Origin of the sequence: Pseudomonas sp. 2(2015) (assembly GCF_000955865.1) — a bacterium.
GTDB lineage: Bacteria > Pseudomonadota > Gammaproteobacteria > Pseudomonadales > Pseudomonadaceae > Aquipseudomonas.
In genome coordinates this window covers 445,865-465,412 of record NZ_JYOF01000003.1, presented here as the reverse complement: position 1 = coordinate 465,412, position 19,548 = coordinate 445,865, and the positions used below count along the sequence as shown (strand labels likewise).

Genomic DNA, 19,548 nt, shown 5'->3' with positions numbered 1-19,548 from the left:
TCGGGGCAGTTGGAGCGCTTTCGTCGAAGGAACGCAAAGCCTTGGCGATACTGCTGAAGCAAAAAGGGATCAACCTCTTCAATGTCGCGCCGATTTTCAAGCGCAAAGCCGACGAGCCCTTGTTGTTGTCCTATGCGCAGGAGCGCCAGTGGTTTCTCTGGCAGATGGAGCCAGACAGCGCCAACTACCATATTCCACTCGCGCTGCGCCTGCGCGGCGAGCTCGACCTTGGCGCCTTGCAGCGCAGTGTCGAGGCGTTGCATCTGCGCCATGAAGCGTTGCGCACCACCTTTGTCGACGACGACCTGCAGGCCCTGCAGGTCGTCCACCCGTCCATGACTGCGGACTTCACCTGCCTGGACTGGTCGAACGAGCCAGCGTCGGCGCGTTCTGACGCGCGGCTGAAGGCCTTCGTCGAGGAGCAGGTCGGCCAGCTGTTCGATTTACGCCAGGGGCCGCTGTTGCGCGTCTGCCTGTTGCGCCTTGAAGCCAATGAACACGTACTGCTGCTCATCCAGCACCATATTGTCTCTGACGGTTGGTCCATGGAGATCCTGCTGCGCGAGATCATCGAGTACTACAGCGCCTTCACCCAGGGCCGGGCCCCGGACCTGGCGCCGCTACCGATCCAGTACGCCGACTACGCCCTCTGGCAGCGCCAGTGGATGGAGGCAGGTGAACGTGAACGGCAACTGGCCTACTGGACTGCGCAGCTGGGTAGCGAGCATCCCTTGCTTGAACTGCCCACTGACCGACCGCGTCCGGCTGAGCAGAGTTATCGCGGTGCGCGGCTGGCGCTGAGCCTGCCCGATGGCCTGGCCGATGCGCTCAAGCGTTTCGCCGGGCAGGAGAATGTCACCCTGTTCACCCTGCTGCTGAGCAGCTTCGAGCTGTTGTTGCACCGCTACAGTGGCCAGGCCGAGATTCGTGTCGGGGTACCCTCGGCCAACCGCAACCGGGTAGAGACCGAGGGGCTGATCGGTTTTTTCGTCAACACCCAGGTGATCAAGGCCTGCTTTGACGATCAGCTGACCTTCCGCCAGTTGCTGCAGGCCGTGCACCAGACAGTGCTCGATGCCCAGACTCATCAGGATTTGCCGTTCGAACAACTGGTCGAGGCGTTGCGCCCGGAGCGCAGCCTCAGCCACAGCCCGCTGTTCCAGGTCATGTACAACCACCAGAGCGACGCGCGCACGCGTCACCAGCTGGCGGGGCAGGGCGGGCCCCTGATGATCGAGGCGCTGGCGTGGGAAAAGCACACCGCTCAGTTCGACCTGATGCTCGATACCCATGACAGCCCGAGCGGGCTTGCCGCCGGCCTGACCTACGCCAGCGACCTGTTTGAACGCGCGACCGTCGAGCGCATGGCTGCGCACTGGCTGGGCCTGTTGCAGGCGATCGTGCAACAGCCCGATCAGCGCGTCGCGGCCATGCCCCTGCTCGACAGCGATCAGTGGCAGCAACAGGTCGTGCGCTGGAACGACACGGCGATGGACTACCCCTTGGCGTGCTGCGTGCATCAGTTGATCGAACAACAGGCGCACGCCACACCCGACCGGGTAGCCCTGGTCCTGGGCGCTGCGCAGCTCAGTTACCGCCAGCTCAATGAAGTCGCCAACCAGTGGGCACACCGCTTGCTGGGCGCAGGTGTCGGGCCCGATGTGCTGGTGGGTATTGCCGCCGAACGCAGCCTGGAAATGGTTATCGGCCTGCTGGCGGTGCTCAAGGCTGGCGGCGCTTATGTACCGCTGGACCCGGATTATCCCGCGGAGCGCCTGGCCTACATGATGCAGGACAGCGGCATGCGCCTGCTGCTGAGCCAACAATCGGTACGTGAGCGCTTGCCGGTGCCGGCCGATGTCGAATGCCTGCTGCTCGATCAACCTCAGGATGGCTGGCCTGTCAGCAACCCGGCGTGCTACCCGCACCCGCAGAACCTGGCCTATGTCATCTACACCTCCGGCTCCACGGGCAAGCCAAAAGGCGCGGCCAACCGCCACCTGGCCCTGACCAACCGGCTGTGCTGGATGCAACAGGCCTATGGCCTGGGCGAACAGGACCGGGTCTTGCAGAAGACGCCGTTCAGCTTCGACGTTTCGGTGTGGGAGTTCTTCTGGCCACTGATGACGGGGGCACGCCTGGTGCTGGCGGCGCCGGGTGATCACAAGGATCCTGCGCGGCTGATCGAGGTCATCCGCCGTGAGCAGATAACCACGTTGCACTTTGTGCCCTCGATGCTGCAGGTGTTCATGCTCGATGACCAGGCGGGTCTGTGCACCTCGCTGAGCCGAGTGATTTGCAGTGGCGAGGCGTTGCCGGCGGACGCCCAGCAACAGGTTCTGAGCCGCTTGCCGCAAGCCGCCTTGTACAACCTGTATGGACCGACCGAAGCGGCAATCGATGTTACCCACTGGACCTGTCGCGACGAAGGCCGCGACAGCGTGCCGATTGGCCAGCCGATTGCCAACCTTGGCACCTATGTGCTGGACGATGAGCTGACGCCGGTGCCCGTGGGGGTAACGGGTGAGCTGTACCTGGCCGGTATCGGGCTTGCGCGCGGCTATCATCGCCGCCCGGGCCTGAGCGCCGAACGGTTTGTCGTCAGCCCGTTCGCCAGCGGCGAGCGTATGTACCGCACCGGCGACCTGGCGCGTCAGCGCAGTGACGGGGTGATCGAGTACCGCGGGCGGATCGACCATCAGGTAAAAATCCGTGGACTGCGCATTGAGCTGGGCGAGATCGAGGCACGCTTGCTGGAACAGGATGAAATCCACGAGGCGGTTGTTCTGGCCGTTGCCACTGGCAATGGCCAGCAACTGGTGGCGTATCTGGTGCCGGCCCGGCGCGACTGGCCTGGCGACGACCGCCAGCGCCAGGCGCAGGCGCGCGAGCTGCTGCGGTCGCGCTTGCTGGCGGCCTTGCCCGACTACATGGTACCCAGCCAACTGATGTTCCTCGACAGCCTGCCGTTGAGCCCCAACGGCAAGCTGGAACGCCGGGCGCTGCCGCTGCCTGATGCAGAGCAGATGCAGCAGGCCTATGTAGCCCCGGGCAGTGCCGTGGAAGTGGCGCTGGCGGCGCTTTGGCAAGAGGTGCTCAAGGTTGAACGGGTGGGTCTGAACGACAACTTTTTCGAACTCGGCGGCGACTCCATCGTGTCCATTCAACTGGTCAGCCGCGCGCGGCGCCAGGGCATCGTGTTCACCCCCAAAGAGCTGTTCCAGCACCAAACGGTGCAGAGCCTGGCGGCTGTCGCCCGGTCTCGCGAGGTCGGCGAAGGCGACGCAGTGGACCAGGGCCTGGTCAGTGGCGCGGCGTTGCTGCTGCCGATCCACCAGGCGTTTTTTGCCAGTGACATCCCCCAGCGTCACCAGTGGAACCAGTCGGTGCTGCTCAAGCCATCGCAGCCGCTGCAGGCCGACCTGCTGGAGCGTGCGCTGCAAGCGTTGGTGATGCACCACGATGTCTTGCGTTCGTGCTTCAGCGCCGAACAGGTGCGCTATCTGCAGCCCGAGCGCCTGCTTGCGCACTGGGCGCAGGCGCCGCTGCTGTGGCAAACCGCGCCAGTCGACCTGGCCGCGCTTTCAGTCGACTGCGACGAGGCCCAGCGCAGCCTGCAGCCGGCACAAGGGCAGTTGCTGCGGGCGCTGTTGGCGACCCTGGCCGACGGTCAGCAACGGCTGTTGCTGGTGGTCCACCACCTGGCCGTGGATGGTGTGTCCTGGCGCATCCTGTTCGAAGACCTGCAACAGGCCTACACACAGTTGGCGGCAGGCCAGCCAGTGGCCTTGCCGGCCAAGACCACTTCGGTCAAAGCCTGGGCCGAACGTCTGCAAACCTATGCGCGGGGCGACAACCTGCAGGCGCAGCTCGGCTACTGGCAGCAGCAGTTGCAGGGCGCATGCGCCGAGCTGCCCCAGGATCACGCCGACGGCACGCTGCGCAGTCGCGATGCGCTGACGCTGTACAGCCAGTTGAGCCCGCAGTTGACGCGCAAGCTGTTGCAGCAGGCTCCCGCGGCTTACCGCACGCAGATCAACGACCTGCTGCTGGCAGCCCTGGCCAGGGTGTTGCAGCGCTGGACCGGCGCCGACCATTGCCTGATCCAGCTTGAAGGCCATGGCCGTGAAGAGCTGTTCGATGAGGTCGACCTGACCCGCACCCTGGGTTGGTTCACCAGCATGTTTGCGCTCAAGTTGCAGGCCTTCGAGCAGTGGAGCGACACCCTCAAGGGGATCAAGGAGCAACTGCGGGCGGTGCCGGACAAAGGCATCGGCTACGGGGTGCTGCATTACCTGGGTGATCAGCAGGCGCGTGAAAGCCTGGCGCAATTGCCGGTGCCGCGGGTGACCTTCAACTACCTTGGGCAGTTCGACGCCAGTTTCAGCAGCGATCAGGCACTGTTCGTTCCCGCCGCTGAAAACCGAGGGCTTGAGCGCAGCCTGGACGCGCCGCTGGGCAACTGGTTGAGCCTCAATGGCCAGGTGTATGACTCGGCCTTGAGCATAGGCTGGACCTTCAGCCGCAGCATGTTCGATGAGGCGACGATCGCGCACCTGGCCGCGCAGTACAGCGAGGAGCTCGAGCGTCTGATCGAGCATTGCTGCGATCAGGGCGTTGGCGCGGTGACCCCCTCGGACTTCCCGCTGGCGCAGGTTTCGCAGGCCTGGCTTGACAAACTGCCGATTGCCGCCGGCGAAATCGAAGACATCTACCCGCTCTCGCCGATGCAGCAGGGCATGCTCCTGCACACCCTGGAAGACAACGAGTCGGCGCTTTACATCAACCAGGTGCAGTTGCCGGTGCAGGGCCTGGATGTCGAGCGATTCTGCCAGGCCTGGCAGGCGGCAATCGACCGCCACGAGGCCCTGCGTACCAGCTTTCATTGGCCCGATCGGCAGACGCCGGCGCTGCAAGTCGTGCAGCGCCGGGTCAAGCTGCACGTACAGACCCTCGACTGGCAGGATCAACCCTGGGATGAACAGCGCGTCGCGCAATGTGCCAGCGCCGAACGGGCCCGCGGCTTTGATATCGGCGCCGCGCCGTTGCTGCGCCTGTTGCTGATTGCTACCGGCCCTGGGCAATACCGGATGATCTGGACCAGCCACCACATCCTGATGGATGGCTGGAGCAATTCACGTCTGCTCGCAGAAGTGCTGCAGCACTACTGTGGCGCGCAGGTTGCGGCGCCAGGCGGGCGCTTTCGCGACTTCATCGGCTGGCTGCAGGGGCAGGACGCCAAGGGCCTCGAACAGTTCTGGAAGCAGCGCCTGCAGGCCTTGGTCGAGCCGACTTCGCTGAGCCAGGCGGTGCATCCGCGGCACAGCAGCAGCGAGCCCGGTCACCGGGCGCTGTACACCCGCTGGGATGCAGCGCGCACTGCACGGTTGCAGCAGGTGTGCCGTGACTTGCGTATCACCCCCAACACCCTGATTCAGGGCGCCTGGCTGCTCTTGTTGCAACGCTACACGCGCCAGGACACCGTGGTGTTCGGCGCCACGGTTGCCGGGCGACCAGAGGGCCTGGCCAATGCCGACACCCTGCTGGGCCTGTTTATCAATACCTTGCCAGTCATTCACCGCATCAGGCCGGAACAAGCGCTGGATGCCTGGTTGCGCGACCTGCAAGCCTACAACCTGGACGTGCGCGATCATTCCCATGTGCCGCTGGCGGATATCCAGCGTTGGGCAGGCATGGGCGGACAGGCGTTGTTCGACAGCATCATCGTGTTCGAGAACTACCCGATCGATGAGCGGCTTGGCGAGGCCCGGGACAGCGGCCTGCACTTTGGCGAGTCACGCAATCACGATGTCACCAACTTCCCGATGGACCTGGCCGTCCACCTCAACGACAGCCTGTCGATCGAATACCTGCATTTGCGCAGTGCCTTCAGCGAGCAGGCCGTCGAGGGCATCCGTCACGCCATGGAGGGGCTACTGACGGCCATGCTCGAGACACCGCTGCAGCGGGTGGGTAACCTGCAACGCCTGGATACCGCGCAGTGGCAGCAACTGCAGGCCTGGGGGGCACAGCCGGCGCGGCAGTACCGTCCGCTGTCGGTGGTCGAGCTGATTGACGAACAAGCCCGGCGTCAGCCCGGGGCGATTGCGCTGGAATGTGCGGGGCAGCGCCTGGACTATGCCGCCCTGCAGCGCCAGAGCAATGCCCTGGCCGCGACCTTGATGGCGCAGGGCGCGGGCCCTGAAGTTCTGCTCGGGGTGGCCCTGGAGCGTTCGCCGCAGATGATCGTGGCACTGCTGGCCGTGCTCAAGTGCGGCGCGGCGTATGTGCCGCTGGACATCGATTACCCGAGCGAGCGCCTGGCCTACATGATCGAGGACTCGGGCATGGCCCTGGTCATTACCCACAGCGATCTGCTCGGGCGCCTGCCGCTGCCGGCGCTGTTGCCACGGGTAGAGATGGATCGACTGCCGCTCGATGAACAGCGCGTCGGGCCAGCGCTTGCCTGCGGCGATGATCGCAACCTGGCGTACCTGATCTACACCTCCGGTTCCACCGGTCAGCCCAAGGGCGTGGCGGTTACCCGCGGGCCCTTGAGCATGCACTGCCAGGCAATTATCGAACGCTACGAAATGAACGCCAGCACCCGCGAACTGCACTTTATGTCGTTTGCCTTCGACGGTGCCCATGAGCGTTGGTTGAGCGTCCTAGGCAGCGGCGGGGCGCTGGTCATTCGCGACGCCGAACTGTGGACACCGGAGCAGACGTTCAAGGCCCTTGGGCAGCAGGCAATCACCATCGCCTGCTTCCCGCCGGCCTACCTCAAGCAGGTTGCCGAGTATGCCCGCCAGTGTGGCGAGCCTGCGCCTGCGGTGAACATCTACTGCTTTGGCGGCGACGCCGTACCCGAACAGACCTTCGAGCTGGTCAAGGCAGCATTGCGCCCGCAGTACTTCACCAATGGCTACGGACCGACTGAGACCGTGGTCACCCCGCTGCTATGGAAAGTGCCGGCCGATTCGACCTGTGAAGCTGCGTATGCACCGATCGGCCGCGCCGTCGGCTTGCGCGCCTTGCAGGTCCTGGACGATGACCTCAACCCGTTGCCTGCAGGCTTCGCCGGCGAGCTGTACATTGGTGGCGAGGGGGTCGCCCGAGGCTACCATCGTCGCCCGGGCCTGACCGCCGAGCGCTTCGTACCGGACCCTTTCGGCCAGCCAGGAACCCGGGCCTACCGCAGTGGTGACCTGGTGCGCCTGCGTGAGGACGGCATCATCGACTACGTCGGTCGCATCGATCACCAGGTAAAGATTCGCGGCTTTCGCATCGAGCTGGGCGAAGTCGAGGCCTGCCTGCGCCAGCAACCCGGGGTCAGCGATGCGCTGGTCATTGCCCGTGACTTTGCCGCCGGCAAGCGCTTGATTGCCTACGCGGTCACCCCGCACGGCATCGATCAGGGGCCGGCGCTGCTCAGCGGTCTGCGCGCGGTGCTGCCCGACTACATGGTCCCGGCACAGGTTATCTGCCTCGTGGCACTGCCGATCTCGCTCAACGGCAAACTCGACCGCAAGGCCTTGCCAGAGCCGGATTTCAGCGCCGATAGCTACCTTGCCCCGCGCAGCGAGCAGGAGCACCTGCTGGCCCAGGTCTGGGCCGAGGTGCTGCAAGTCGACAGGGTTGGTATCAGTGACAACTTCTTCGAGCTGGGCGGCGACTCGATTCTCAGCTTGCAGGTCATTTCCCGCGTGCGTAATCACCCGCAGCTGGACATCAACCTCAAGCTGCGCGACCTGATGCGCTACCAGACCATCGCCGGCCTGTTCGATCAGCAGGTCTTTGCCGGTGCTGCGCAGCAGGAGGACCTCAGCCACCTGGTCAGCGATGGCCGGTTCAGCCTGTTGCCGATCCAGGAATGGTTCTTCGCCCAGAACATGCCAGAGGCGCACCACTTCAACCAGGCATTGATGCTGCGCTCGCGCCAGGCACTCGAGCCGCAGGCGCTGGAGCAGGCTTTGCAGGCTGTGGTGCAGCAGCATGATGGCTTGCGCTTGTGCTTTGCCAAGGAGGGCGAACGTTGGTATCAGGCGTATCGGCCACAGCAGGCCCAGGCCGACAAGCCGCTGCTGGAGCAGGTGAGCGTGGCCGATGAGGCGGCGCTGGAAGACTTGACGGCCCGGGTGCAACGTAGCCTGGACCTGCAGCAAGGGCCATTGATGCGCGCCCTGCATATCACCTTTGCCGGCGAGCAGCGCTTGCTGCTGGTCATTCACCACCTGGCGATTGATACGGTGTCCTGGCGCATCTTGCTGCAGGATTTGCAACAGGCCTACGAGGCTTGCAGCCAGGGCAACAGCCCAGCGTTGCCGATTCGCACCAGCAGCTACCAGGCCTGGGCGACCCGTCTTGAACAACAAGCGCCGCTGCTGGTGGAGCGCGAGCTGGGGTACTGGCTCGAACAACTGCAAGACTCGGGGCAGCCTTTCCCTTGCGATAACCCCCGCGGCAAGAACCTGGTCGGCTTCCATGCGGTAGAGCGCATGGAGCTCGACGCCCAGCGCACCAGTGAACTGTTGACCCAGGTGCCGGCGGTCTACCAGACGCAGATCAATGACCTGTTGCTGGCCGCCTTGAGTCGCGTGCTGTGCCGCTGGACCGGGCAGGATGCGGCGTTGATCCAGCTTGAAGGTCACGGTCGTGAAGACCTGTTCGACGAGCTGGATTTGAGCCGTAGCCTGGGCTGGTTCACCAGCATGTACCCGGTACGCCTGGTGCCCGGTGCCGAGGATGACATCCGCGCCAGCCTGCTCGGGGTTCAGCGCCAGTTGGCGGCAGTCCCCGACAAGGGGCTGGGTTACGGCGTGTTGCGCTACCTGGCGGGCAACAGCCTCAGGCAGCAGTTTGCCGGGCTGGCCCAGGCCAGGGTGACGTTCAACTACCTGGGCCAGTTCGACCAGAGCTTTGACGAGCGCGCCTTGTTGGTGCCGGCCGAGCAAAGCGTGGGGGCGTGCTACAGCCTGCAAGCGCCGCTGGGCAACTGGCTGGAGATTGTCGGCCAGGTGTTCGACGGCCGCCTGGCCTTGCGTTGTGTGTTCAGTACCCGGCGCTATCGTCGTGAAACCATTCGCCAGTTGATGGACGACTATCAGCGCGAGCTGCAGGCGATCATCAGCCATTGCCTGGCCCAGGCCGCCTGAGCCGTCAACCTGTGTGCCGGCAAACCTTTGCCGGCACGATTCGATACACCGTTTAGGAAGCTCAAATGTCTTTGCACCCTGATCTTGCTGATTTCCTCGACCTGGCCGAGGAAAGCCGCGGCCCGCTCGATCTGCCTTTTCATCAACAAACCCCGGAGCAGGCCCGGGCCGCGTTCGAGCAGACTACCCAGCAACTGCGCTGGCCCGTCGAGCAGCGGCTCGACTGTCAGGAACTGACGGTCACCAGCCGCGATGGCGGCGCGGTGCCGGTGCGCCTGTATCGTGCCCGGCAATGCGAGGGGGCCTTGCCATTGCTGGTGTACTTCCACGGCGGTGGCTACGTGGTGGGCAGCCTGGATTCGCACGATGGCGTTTGTCGCGAGTTTGCCGCAGGCGGCCAATGTGCGGTGCTGTCGGTGGGTTACCGGTTGGCGCCCGAACACCGTTTTCCGCAGCCGCTGCTCGATGGCGAGGATGTCCTGGCCTGGTTGCCCGGCCAGGCCAGGGCCCTGCAGCTGGACCTTGCCCGGGTCGCGTTTGCCGGCGACAGTGTCGGCGCGACCATTGCCACCGTGTTGGCCACCCAGGCTGCCCAGGCAGGGCCGGACGCGGCGCTGCAGCCGCGCTTGCAACTTCTGTGTTATCCGGTGACGGATGCCTCCCGGCGCAGCGCCTCCATGGAGCTGTTCGCCGAAGGCTACTTGCTCGAGAGCCAGACGCTGGAGTGGTTCTACCAGCACTACCAGAGTGCTGCGCAAGACCGCTGTGACTGGCGCTTTTCGCCGTTGCTGACAGATAAGCTGAGCAACGTTGCCCCCGCCTGCATTGCCCTGGCCGGGCTTGATCCGCTGCTTGATGAGGGCCGGGCCTATGCACGCCGGCTGCAGGAGCAGGGCGTACCTGTAACGCTCAGGGAATACCCCGGCCTGACCCATGACTTTTTGCGCCTGGGCTCGGTGGTTGGCCAGGTCACAGACATCTACACACAGTTATGCGCAGACCTGCGCCAGGCGTTCGAGCGTTGAGGCAAAGGTTTCACCCTGGCCATGAAAAAGGGGCACTGAACCGACGTTCAGTGCCCCTTTTTCCTGTGCCCTGGATCAGAACGAATACTTGAGGCTGGCCATCACATTGCGCGGCTCGCCGTAGAAGGTCGAACCGTAGGAGCCCATGCCGCTGAAGTACTTGCGGTCGGTCAGGTTGTTGAGGTTGATGTTGCCGCGCAGGTTGTCACTGAAATCGTAACCGGCCAGCAGGCCGACCAGGGTGTAGCCCTTCTGGTCGAAGCGGGCGGGGATTGCGCCGGGGCCAAAGCCCAGGGTGGTGTCGTAGTAGATATTGCTCTGCCACGAGACGTTGCCGCCCACTGTCATGCGGTTGAGCAGGCCGGGCAGGCGATAGGTGGTTGCGAACCGGGCGATCTGTTCAGGCTGGGTGGTGCTGACCTTGTTGCCGTCCTTGTCTTCGGAGGTGCGGTAGGTGTAGCCACCATGAACATTCCAGTCGGGAAGCAGTTCACCCGAGACTTCGATTTCAAAGCCTTTGGTGGTAGCGCCTGACACCGCCTTGTAAGCCGTGGCGTTGGGAATGTCCACACGCAGGCCGTCGGCTTCGGCGACGTTGTCCTGCTTGGAGGTGAACAGCGCGAGGCTGGCGTTCAGGCGGCCCTCGTAGTATTCGCCCTTGATCCCCACTTCGTAGCTTTCACCGGTCAGTGGCTCCAGCGGCGTGCCGTTGCGATCGGGGTTGAACGGTTGCGGTTTGAAGATATCGGCGTAGCTTGCGTAAACAGTGTGGTAGTCGTCCAGGTCATAGGTGATGCCCGCGTAGGGGGTGACCACGCCACTTTCGCGGGAGTTGTAATGGGTGTTGGGGTTGGGCAGCAACGGGTTGAAACCATCCTGGTTCCAGTAGTGGTCGGTCACCCGTGAACCGAGAATCACGTTCAGCCGGTCCGTCGGTTTGAGGATGGTCGCAAAGTACCCGGCACGCTCACGGGCAACGGTGTCGTAAGGCACGGTGAACAGCAGTTTGCTGGGCTTGACCGGATTGTTGTCCCAGTTGAAAAAGTCATCGATCTTGTAACTGCCGAACGAATGGGTACCGGATTCGTTTTCGTTGCGTGCCCAGTTCAGGCCCATGACCATTTCATGGGTGCGCCCGAACAGCTGGAAAGGGCCGGTGGCATAAGCCGCTACGTCGACTTCCTTGGAGGTCGAGTAGTACTTGCTGGTAAAGGCGTTGGCCGAGTGGGTGACCGCGTCGATCTGGCCGTTGGCGGTGGCGGTGAGGTTGTCGACGTCATAGCGGCGGAAATTGGTCTCGACCTTGAGCAGCCAGTCATTTTCAAAATGGTGTTCGATGTTGGCGAAGTAGCGTTGGGTTTCGGTGTTGCTGTACGACCATTTTGCCCCGGAGTTGGTCGAACGCGACGGCTTGACCGTCGCGCCGTTGGTGTAGAACGCCGGCAGGTTGGAGTTGGTCGAGCCGTCGGCATTGCCTTTCTGATAGTCCATGCCGAAAGCGAAGGTGGTGCTGTCGGACAGGTCGGCCTCGATGATGCCGTAGAACACGTGGTCTTCACGACGCAGGTAGTCGATGTAGCTTTTTTCATCCTGAGTGGCAGCCACCATCCGGCCACGAATATGCTTGCTGTCGGTCAACGGGCCGGACAGGTCGACTTCGGTGCGGTACTGGTCCCAGCTGCCCGCGCCGGCGGTCACATGCCCCTGGAACTGCGCGGTCGGTTTTTTGCGCACGAAGTTGACCACGCCCGACGGGTAGCCGGTGCCATTGAGCAAGCCGGCCGAGCCGCGCAGGATCTCGATACGGTCGTAAATGGCGGTGCCGATCAAACCGTAGTTGTCGCGCAACGGGGCATTGGTGCTGAGGCTGGGCAGGCCGTCGAACTGAAAGTTGGAAATCTCAAAGCCCCGGGAATAAAAGGTATTGACCTCGGTATTGTCCTGGCTGACCGTCACCCCGGGCGTCTGGTTGAGCACATCGGCGATGCTCAACAGCCCTTGGTCTTCGATCTGCTGACGGGTGATTACGCTGACAGACTGCGGGGTCTTGCGCAGCGACAGGTTCATCTTGGTCGCCGTACTGGTTTCACCGGTGGTGTAGGACCCGGTGCCCTCAGTGGTAAGGCCCAGGGATGAGCTGTTGACCGTGGTGGCATCCAGGGTCAGGTCGGCGCCGCCCTTGTTGCCATGGATGGTCAGCACATCGCCTTGCAGGTTGTAGCGCACGCTGGTCCCGCCGAGCAGTTCGGCAATCGCCTGGGCAGGCTCCTTGGTGCCGTTCAGTGCGCGGCTTCTAAGCCCGGCGACGTCGTCGGGGCTGTAGAGAATCTGGATGTTGGCCTGGGTGCCGAACGCCTGCAGGGCGCTGGCCAGCGATTGCGCTGGAATTGCAAACGCGACCATCTGCGCATGGGCCTGGGCAGTGACAGCCAGGGCGCTGAGGCCGACCAGGCTGCTCAGTGCCAGTGGCCTGGTTAAAGTCCGACGAATCAGCAAAGCCCTGGTGAAGGGTGGCAAGCGGTATGCAGTGGTCAACGGAGGCTCCAGCGCGAAGGCAAACAAGTGAGAATGATTAGTATTTTTTGTAAGACGCTCTAGCAGGCCAAATCCGGAAAACTTTTTTCTTTTTCAAGCCATGGCACGTTCGGCCACGACTTGTCCGTTCTTCATCCGGATCAGTTGATCGGCGATATCGAAGTAACGGTCGTCGTGGGAAATGACGATGATGGTCTTGCCCAGGCGCTTGAGGTCGGGCAACAGCTCGGTGTAGAAAATGCGCCGGAACGTCGGGTCCTGGTCGGCGGCCCATTCATCGAACACCAGCACCGGGCGCTCTTCGATCCAGGCATTGACCAGTGCCAGGCGCTTGCGTTGCCCGGTCGACAGGTCGGTGGTGCTGAAGGCGCCGTCACGGATACTGACTTTGTGAGCGATCTCCAGGCGTTCCAGGTATTGCGAGGCCTGGGCAGGTACCTGCAGGCCGTCGTTGACCAGGTCGTCGAACAGGTAATAGTCAGCAAAAATGGTGGTGAAGAGCTGCCGGTAGTCATCGCGGGCGCGATCGTCGATGACCTCGCCGTTGAGGCGGATCTGGCCTTGCTGTGGCGGGTAGAGCCCCAGTAACAGCTTGATCAGCGTGGTCTTGCCGCAGCCGTTTTCGCCGACGATGAAGACAATGTCGCCCTGGCGGATATCCAGGTTGAGCGGCCCCAGGTGAAAGGGCGCGCAGCCGTCCCGGGTCGGGTAGCTGTGACAGACATCAAGCAGTTGCAGGCGCTCGACGCTCACTGTCGGCGCGCCCTGGTCGCTGAGCAGCAGGTGCGGCTCGGGCGATGAAAACTGCTCGGACAACTCGGCGATCCGGCGAAAGGCGATCTGCGCCCGGCTGACTATGGGCAGGGTGCTGACCAGATGCTCCAGCGGCCCCTTCATGTACAGCAACACCAGCACGAAGCCACTCATTACCGCTTTGTCGGCGCTCGGCCAGAACGACTGCAGGGCCAGGGCCAGGCCGATGACCACGAAGAACAGCATCGAGCCGAGGCTTTTGGCAATCACGAAAGTATTGATCGAGCGAATCTGGGTATTGCAGATATGCTCGGCAACCTTTTGTATCCCCGCGACGAACATGCGCTGGCGCCGGGGGCGGTGGATGCGCAGCTCCTTGGCGCCCTCGGCGATCGCACTGTAGTGTTTCTGCAGTTCATCCTCGGCTTCGCGAGCGGCCATGAAGCCCTTGATGCCACGAGCCCTGGCCACGTACTGGATCACCGTGCCGATGCCGATTGCCAGCAGCATCATGACAAACATTGGCCAGGACAGCATTGCCAGGTAACCCAGGCAGCCCAGGGTCACGGTCAGGGAAATGGCCAGGGGCGCAAAGGCGAAGGCGAACGAGCTGATGGTATCGATGTCGTGGGTCAGCACCGGAATCAAGCGATGGCTGCGGTAGCGTTCGATCTGCCCGATCGGGGCGCTGAGGACCTTTTCCCCCAGCTCCTTGCGCAGGTTGGCGATGATCTTCTGACCGATGCGGTTGCTGCCGATATCGGACAGAATCGAGCTCAGTAACGCCACCACACACAGCCCGGCAAAACTGGCAATCAGCGACGGGCCAAGGCCTTGCGGGCTGTGCAGGCCATCGTTGATGGTCGCCAGCAAGGCAGTGACACTCAAGCCACCGATCATGCCCAGGACAATCGACACGACCACCTGCGGCCAGAAAGGGCGCAACAGCGCCAACAGCTCGCGCATTGCGCCACGGTATTGCTTGCTCATGAAGGGTTCCTGGCTCAGGCGCTGGTCAGCGCAGTCGGCGCATGGGAAGTGGCAAAAGCAGGTACTGCCTGCTTGCCCAGGGTGTCGTACAGCGACTGGCCAATTTCGGCCGCGCGAATCGGCAGCACCGAGAGCAAGGTATCGCTCAGGCCATGGGTGGCTTCACAGAAACCCTGCAAGTACACCGCGGCCTGCAGGTCGCTACTGGCCAGGGCGCGGTAGTCGCGGCCGACGCTGTAGTCCTCCAGGTAGTCTTGTAGCGGTGCCAGCAGTTCGCGGTGCGAGCGTCGCTCGTAGCCAGTGGCGAGGATCACGGCATCGTAACGATGGGTCTGCTGTTGCCCGGTCGAGAGGTCTTCCAGGGTCAGCTCGATGCCATCGGCGGTGGCAGTGGCCGCCTGCACCTGGCGGCGGCAGAGCACGGCGTGACGGAACTGATGGGCGACCTTCTGGCGATAGAGGATGCCGTAGATGCGCTCGAGCAGGTCGATATCAACGACCGAGTAGTTGGTGTTGTGATATTCATCAATCAGCTTCTTGCGCTCCGGGCTGCTCTGGTTGAACACCAGGTCGGTGTACACAGGGGCGAAGACTTCGTTGACGAAGGGGCTATCGTCGGCCGGCTTGAGCGCCGAGGCGCGCACGATCATGTCGACCTTGACCGACGCAAAGCTGTCGTTCAGATCGATGAAGGCTTCCGCGGCGCTTTGCCCCGAGCCGATGATCGCAATGCGCATGGGTTTGCCTTCGGTGCAGGGCAAGCCGGCCAGGCTGCTGAGGTAGCGAGAATGGTGGAAGACTCGCGGGTCGTCCTTGAAGGCCGCAAAGATGCCGGGGACTTTCGGTGTGCCGCCACTGCCGACGACCACCGAGCGGGTCAGGCGGCCATGCTCCTGGCCCTGTGCGTCACGCGAAATGACCTTCAGGTGGCGGATCCGGCCGCTGTCGAGCACCGGCTCAATGCGCAGTACTTCTTCGCCGTAGCTGGCCTGCGTGGCGAAGTGCTCGGCGGCCCAGCGCAGGTAGTCGTTGTACTCCAGGCGGCAGGGATAGAAGGTGCCGAGGTTGATGAAGTCGACCAGGCGCTGCTTCTGGTGCAGGTAATTGACGAAGCTGTAGGGGCTGGTGGGGTTGCGCAGCGAGACCAGGTCCTTGAGAAAGGAGATTTGCAGTTCGCTCTGGGTCGCCAGGGTGTTGCCGTGCCAGCGGTAGTCCAGCTGCTTGTCGATGAACAGCGCATCCAGCGCGTGACCATTGGTTTGCGCGAGCTCTTCCAGGGCAATGGCCAGGGCCAGATTGGAAGGGCCGAAGCCCACGCCGACGAGGTCGTGGACCTTCTGGGGGAAATGGATCTGGCTCATGCTATCGGTTCCTTCAGTGTCGGGGCCGATAGCCTCGAAGGCGGCCCCCGGGGCTTGGGGATTACAACGATAGGACGAGTGGCTTGCGGGACAATTTAGCGCCGTTGGCCCGTCAGGGTTCGCGGACCAGGCGTACGCCAATCCAGTCTCCGCGGTTGCCTGGCAGGTTGGCGTTGCGGTTGCCGGAGCGCGAGAAAATCGGCGCCTCGCCCCAGTCGTTGCCACGAATCACCACCACCTTGCAGTCGGCCTGCTGCCAGGCACTGCCGTCGTTCGGGGCGCCTTCGTAGCTGTCGTGATAACAGTCGGCGACCCATTCGTAGACGTTGCCGTGCATGTCGTACACACCAAAGGCGTTGGCCGGGTAGCTGCCCACCGGCGAGCTGAAACTGAAGCCATCCCTGGGCCCGTAGACGTTGGCGTTGCGGCTGATCTGGTAGTCGCCGTCCGGGTCCATGTCGAACGGGAACGGCCCGTTGCTGCCGGCGCGTGCGGCGTATTCGCGCTGTGCTTCGCTGATCAACTGGTAGCGCTTGCCGGTCTTTTTCGTCAGCCAGTCGGCATAGGCCTGGGCATCGTGATAGCTCATGCACACCGCCGGTTGTCGCGGGCCTTGCTGGTAGCGCGGCTTGCTGGCCTTGCACTCGCGGCCCGGGCGGGTGTCGCCGTCGGCAATCTTGGCCCCGGACTCGCGCAGGTAGGCGTCCCATTCACCGGCAGTTACCTGGTAGCGGCTGACCGCGAACGGCTTGGCGAAAGTCACGGTGTGTTGCGGGCCTTCGTCGGGCTGACGGCCGACTTCGTCGTCCGGGGTGCCCATGGTGTAACGGCCGGCCGGCAGCATGACCATTTCCGGGCAGCTGCTTTTACAGTCGCGAAAGACCTTGCCCGGTTGTACCGCGTCGGCGGCCTGGGCGCTGGCGATGCTGGTCAGCAGCGCGAGTACGGATAGCGGGTAGAGCAGTGGTGAAGACATGCGAAGGCCTTTTCAGAGTTTTTTGATCAGCAGGGCCATGGCCCGATCGATTTCCTGCTCGTTGTTGAGCAGGCCCGGAGCGAAGCGAATCACCGGGCCGACGTCGCGCGACACGGCGTCGACCATTACCCGGTTCTGCACCAAGTAGGCGGCGATGGCATCGGCGTTGCGTTCCTTGACCCTGAAGAAGGTGAAGCCCGCCGAGTGTTCGCTGCTGAGCGGGGTGACCAGTTCGATGGCCTTGTGCTCTTTGAGCCGCTGCTTGAGCAGGTCGTTGAGCTGGTGGATGCGCGCCTGGACATCGGCCTTGCCCAGTTGCAGGTGCAGCTCGAAGGCCTTGCCCAGTGCCCAGCGGTGCTCGAAGGCGTGGTAGCCGCCGGGGGTCATGATGGTGGCGAAATCTTCGTCCTCGGAGAAGGTGGCGAAGGTCGGGGTCAGGTGCTGCATCTTCTCCGAGGCGGCGCAGATGATCCCGGTACCACGCGGGCCGAACATCCATTTATGGGTGCCGGCGATGAAGTAGTCGCAGTTGAAGTCGGCGAAGGTGCTGTTCTCGACACCGAAGCCATGCACGCCGTCGACCACGTAAATGATCCGCTGGTTTTCATCGCGGTCACGGTTGTGCCGGCGCACCAGTTCGCCGATCTGCCCGACCGGCAGCTTTACGCCGCTGCCCGAGTGCACCCAGGTCATGCCCAGCACCCGGGTGTTGGGGGTGATGGCCTGGTCGATCGTGCTCAGCACCTGGTCGGTGGAAATTCCCCAGGGCTGGCTGAACAGGCGCAGCTTGCGCACCTGGGTGCCTTCGTGGCGCTGACGGAAGGCCAGGGTGCGGTTTGTGGAATAGTGCTCGTGTTCGGTGGTGAGGATTTCCTGCTGCGGGCTGACTTGCAAGCGCCCGTAGATCATCCCCAGGCCCTCGGTGGTGCTGCCGGTCAGGGCGATCTGCCGGGGCCTGACTTGCAGGTAGCGCGCCGCCCACTGGCGGACCTCGCCTTCACGCTGCCATTCGTACTGGCTCTCCCAGTCCATGCGGCTGGCCGGGTTGTGGTCGACTTCAGCGCGGTAGTAATCGATGGCTTCCTGCACCGGGCGCGGGTGGGCAGTGACCAGGAAATTGGCAAAGTGGGCGTAGTCCGGATCCAGGGGGAACAGCTGGCGCAGGTTGCGCCATTTGTCGCTGCCGCTCAGCGGCGCGGTCGGGGTGGCCAGCGCCTCGGGTAGCAACGGCAGGCTGGCGGCGAGCAGGCCGGCCTGCTTGAGAAAGGTACGGCGATCTGTCATGGCGGGCGGCTTCCGGCTCAAGGGGTGGCGGTGGCGGCAACGGGCTGGGCAGTTTTTTGCACCTGCGCCCACACCCGCAGGAAGTTGCCGGCCCACAGCTTGCCGATGTCGGCCTCGGAGTAACCGCGGGTGAGCAGTTCGGCGGTGACGTTGCGGATTTCGCTGACATCCTTGAAACCCTCCAGGCCGCCGCCGTCGTTGAAGTCGGAGCTGATGCCAACGTGGTCGATGCCGACCTTCTTCACCGTGTAGTCGATGGCATCGACAAAGTCCTTGAGGGTGGCTTTGGGTTCTTGATCGAGGATGCCGTAGAGGCTGCTGGCGTACTCGCCAAAGCGTGCCTCGGGCCAGATGGCGATTACCGCGTCGCCGGGCATCAGGGCGTTGGCCAGGCCTTGCAGCGGTTGCAGGTCGAAGCGCACGCGCAGGGCTTCGAGCTTGTCCAGGGTCGGCTTGCTCAGCGGTTTGAGGTACTGGCCGAAACCGACCACCTGGATGACGCCGCCGCTGTCCTTGATCAGCTGCATTTCCTTGTCGCTGAGGTTGCGCGGAATATCCACCAGCGCCCGCGGCGCCGAATGCGAGGCCACGAACGGCGCCTGGCTCAGGCGTGCGACGTCCTCCAGGGCCAGGGTCGACATCTGCGACACATCGATGATCACCCCCAGCGCGTTGAGGCGCTTGACCGCCTGCTCGCCCAGTGGCGACAAGCCGCCGAGGGCGTCGGCGGTGTCGTTGAAGAACGGCAGCGGGCGCGAGGAGTCGGCCCAATCGTTGTTGCCGGTGTAGCTGAAGCCGAACATGCGCATGCCGCGCTTGGCCCACAGGTCCAGCTGTGACAGGTCGTGGCCCAGCGGGTAGGCGTTGAGCATGCTGATGAACACGGCGAACTTGCCTTCGCCATTGAGGCGCCGGAAATCATCCGGGGTATAGGCAATGCCGACCTGGTTGGGGAAGTCGCGGACCATGTTGCTGATGATCTTGTAGCGCACCTCCTGCTGGTGCCGGGCTTCATCGACAAAGCCCGGGGTCGGGCGGTGCGGGGCATTGGCGCCGTTCCACAGCTCCGGCCAGCCGAAAATGGTCAACGCCGCACCCGACAAACGCCCTTGCCCGGCCTTGACCAGATCGAACTGGCCGTGGCCGTCCTTGTCGATCTCGTTGCCGGCGCTACCGAAGTCCAGCGGCACAGTGACATGGCTGTCGAACGACAGCATGTGCTCGTGCAGGGCATTGGCCTGTTCGACGATCGGGCGCGGGTAGCCGTGCTGGGATTTGAAGTACAGGTAGCCGGCGCTGGCAGCGGCCACTGCCAGGGCCAGGGGCAGGCCGATGTAGAGGGCTTTGCGGGAACGGGATGTGGTCATTGCCATCTCGACGTTAGGCTGATCGGAACGGTTTGCCCGGTGCACAGGCGTGCCGGGGGCAAAGCTTGGGTATCAGGAGGGACGAGTGGCGTGCGGGCAAAT

8 protein-coding genes are annotated in these 19,548 nt (G+C 63.5%); 2 read left to right on the top strand and 6 right to left on the bottom strand.

The annotated features are described in order from the left end of the window. Positions 1-41 precede the first annotated feature (41 nt). A complete protein-coding gene (locus UB48_RS05140) occupies positions 42-9,155 on the top strand; it encodes a non-ribosomal peptide synthetase (protein ID WP_275558901.1) in 9,114 nt (3,037 codons plus the stop codon). 65 nt (positions 9,156-9,220) lie between these two features. Then, a complete protein-coding gene (locus tag UB48_RS05135) occupies positions 9,221-10,180 on the top strand; it encodes an alpha/beta hydrolase (protein ID WP_045194601.1) in 960 nt (319 codons plus the stop codon). A gap of 75 nt (positions 10,181-10,255) precedes the next feature. Here UB48_RS05135 and UB48_RS05130 read toward each other — a convergent pair whose 3' ends face one another. The 6 genes from UB48_RS05130 to pvdM all read right to left on the bottom strand — a co-directional run bounded on the left by UB48_RS05130 (position 10,256) and on the right by pvdM (position 19,446). Then, entirely contained in the window at positions 10,256-12,715 is a 2,460-nt protein-coding gene (locus UB48_RS05130) for a TonB-dependent siderophore receptor (protein WP_052676483.1), read from the bottom strand. Positions 12,716-12,808: 93 nt separating this feature from the next. Continuing rightward, entirely contained in the window at positions 12,809-14,458 is a 1,650-nt protein-coding gene (locus tag UB48_RS05125; protein ID WP_045194598.1) for a cyclic peptide export ABC transporter, read from the bottom strand. Positions 14,459-14,472: 14 nt separating this feature from the next. Next, the gene (locus UB48_RS05120; RefSeq protein ID WP_045194596.1) at positions 14,473-15,819 is read right to left on the bottom strand and encodes a lysine N(6)-hydroxylase/L-ornithine N(5)-oxygenase family protein; all 1,347 of its coding nucleotides are present in this window, start codon (positions 15,817-15,819) and stop codon (positions 14,473-14,475) included. 112 nt (positions 15,820-15,931) lie between these two features. Then, the gene (locus UB48_RS05115; RefSeq protein ID WP_045194593.1) at positions 15,932-16,795 is read right to left on the bottom strand and encodes a formylglycine-generating enzyme family protein; all 864 of its coding nucleotides are present in this window, start codon (positions 16,793-16,795) and stop codon (positions 15,932-15,934) included. 12 nt (positions 16,796-16,807) lie between these two features. Beyond that, positions 16,808-18,079 (bottom strand): aminotransferase class V-fold PLP-dependent enzyme, encoded by a 1,272-nt coding sequence (locus tag UB48_RS05110; RefSeq protein WP_045194592.1) that lies wholly within the window; start codon positions 18,077-18,079, stop codon positions 16,808-16,810. Positions 18,080-18,096: 17 nt separating this feature from the next. Further along, complete coding sequence (gene pvdM, locus UB48_RS05105) at positions 18,097-19,446, bottom strand: pyoverdine-tailoring dipeptidase-like protein PvdM (protein WP_045194590.1); 1,350 nt, start codon at positions 19,444-19,446, stop codon at positions 18,097-18,099. Between the last annotated feature and the right edge of the window lie 102 nt (positions 19,447-19,548).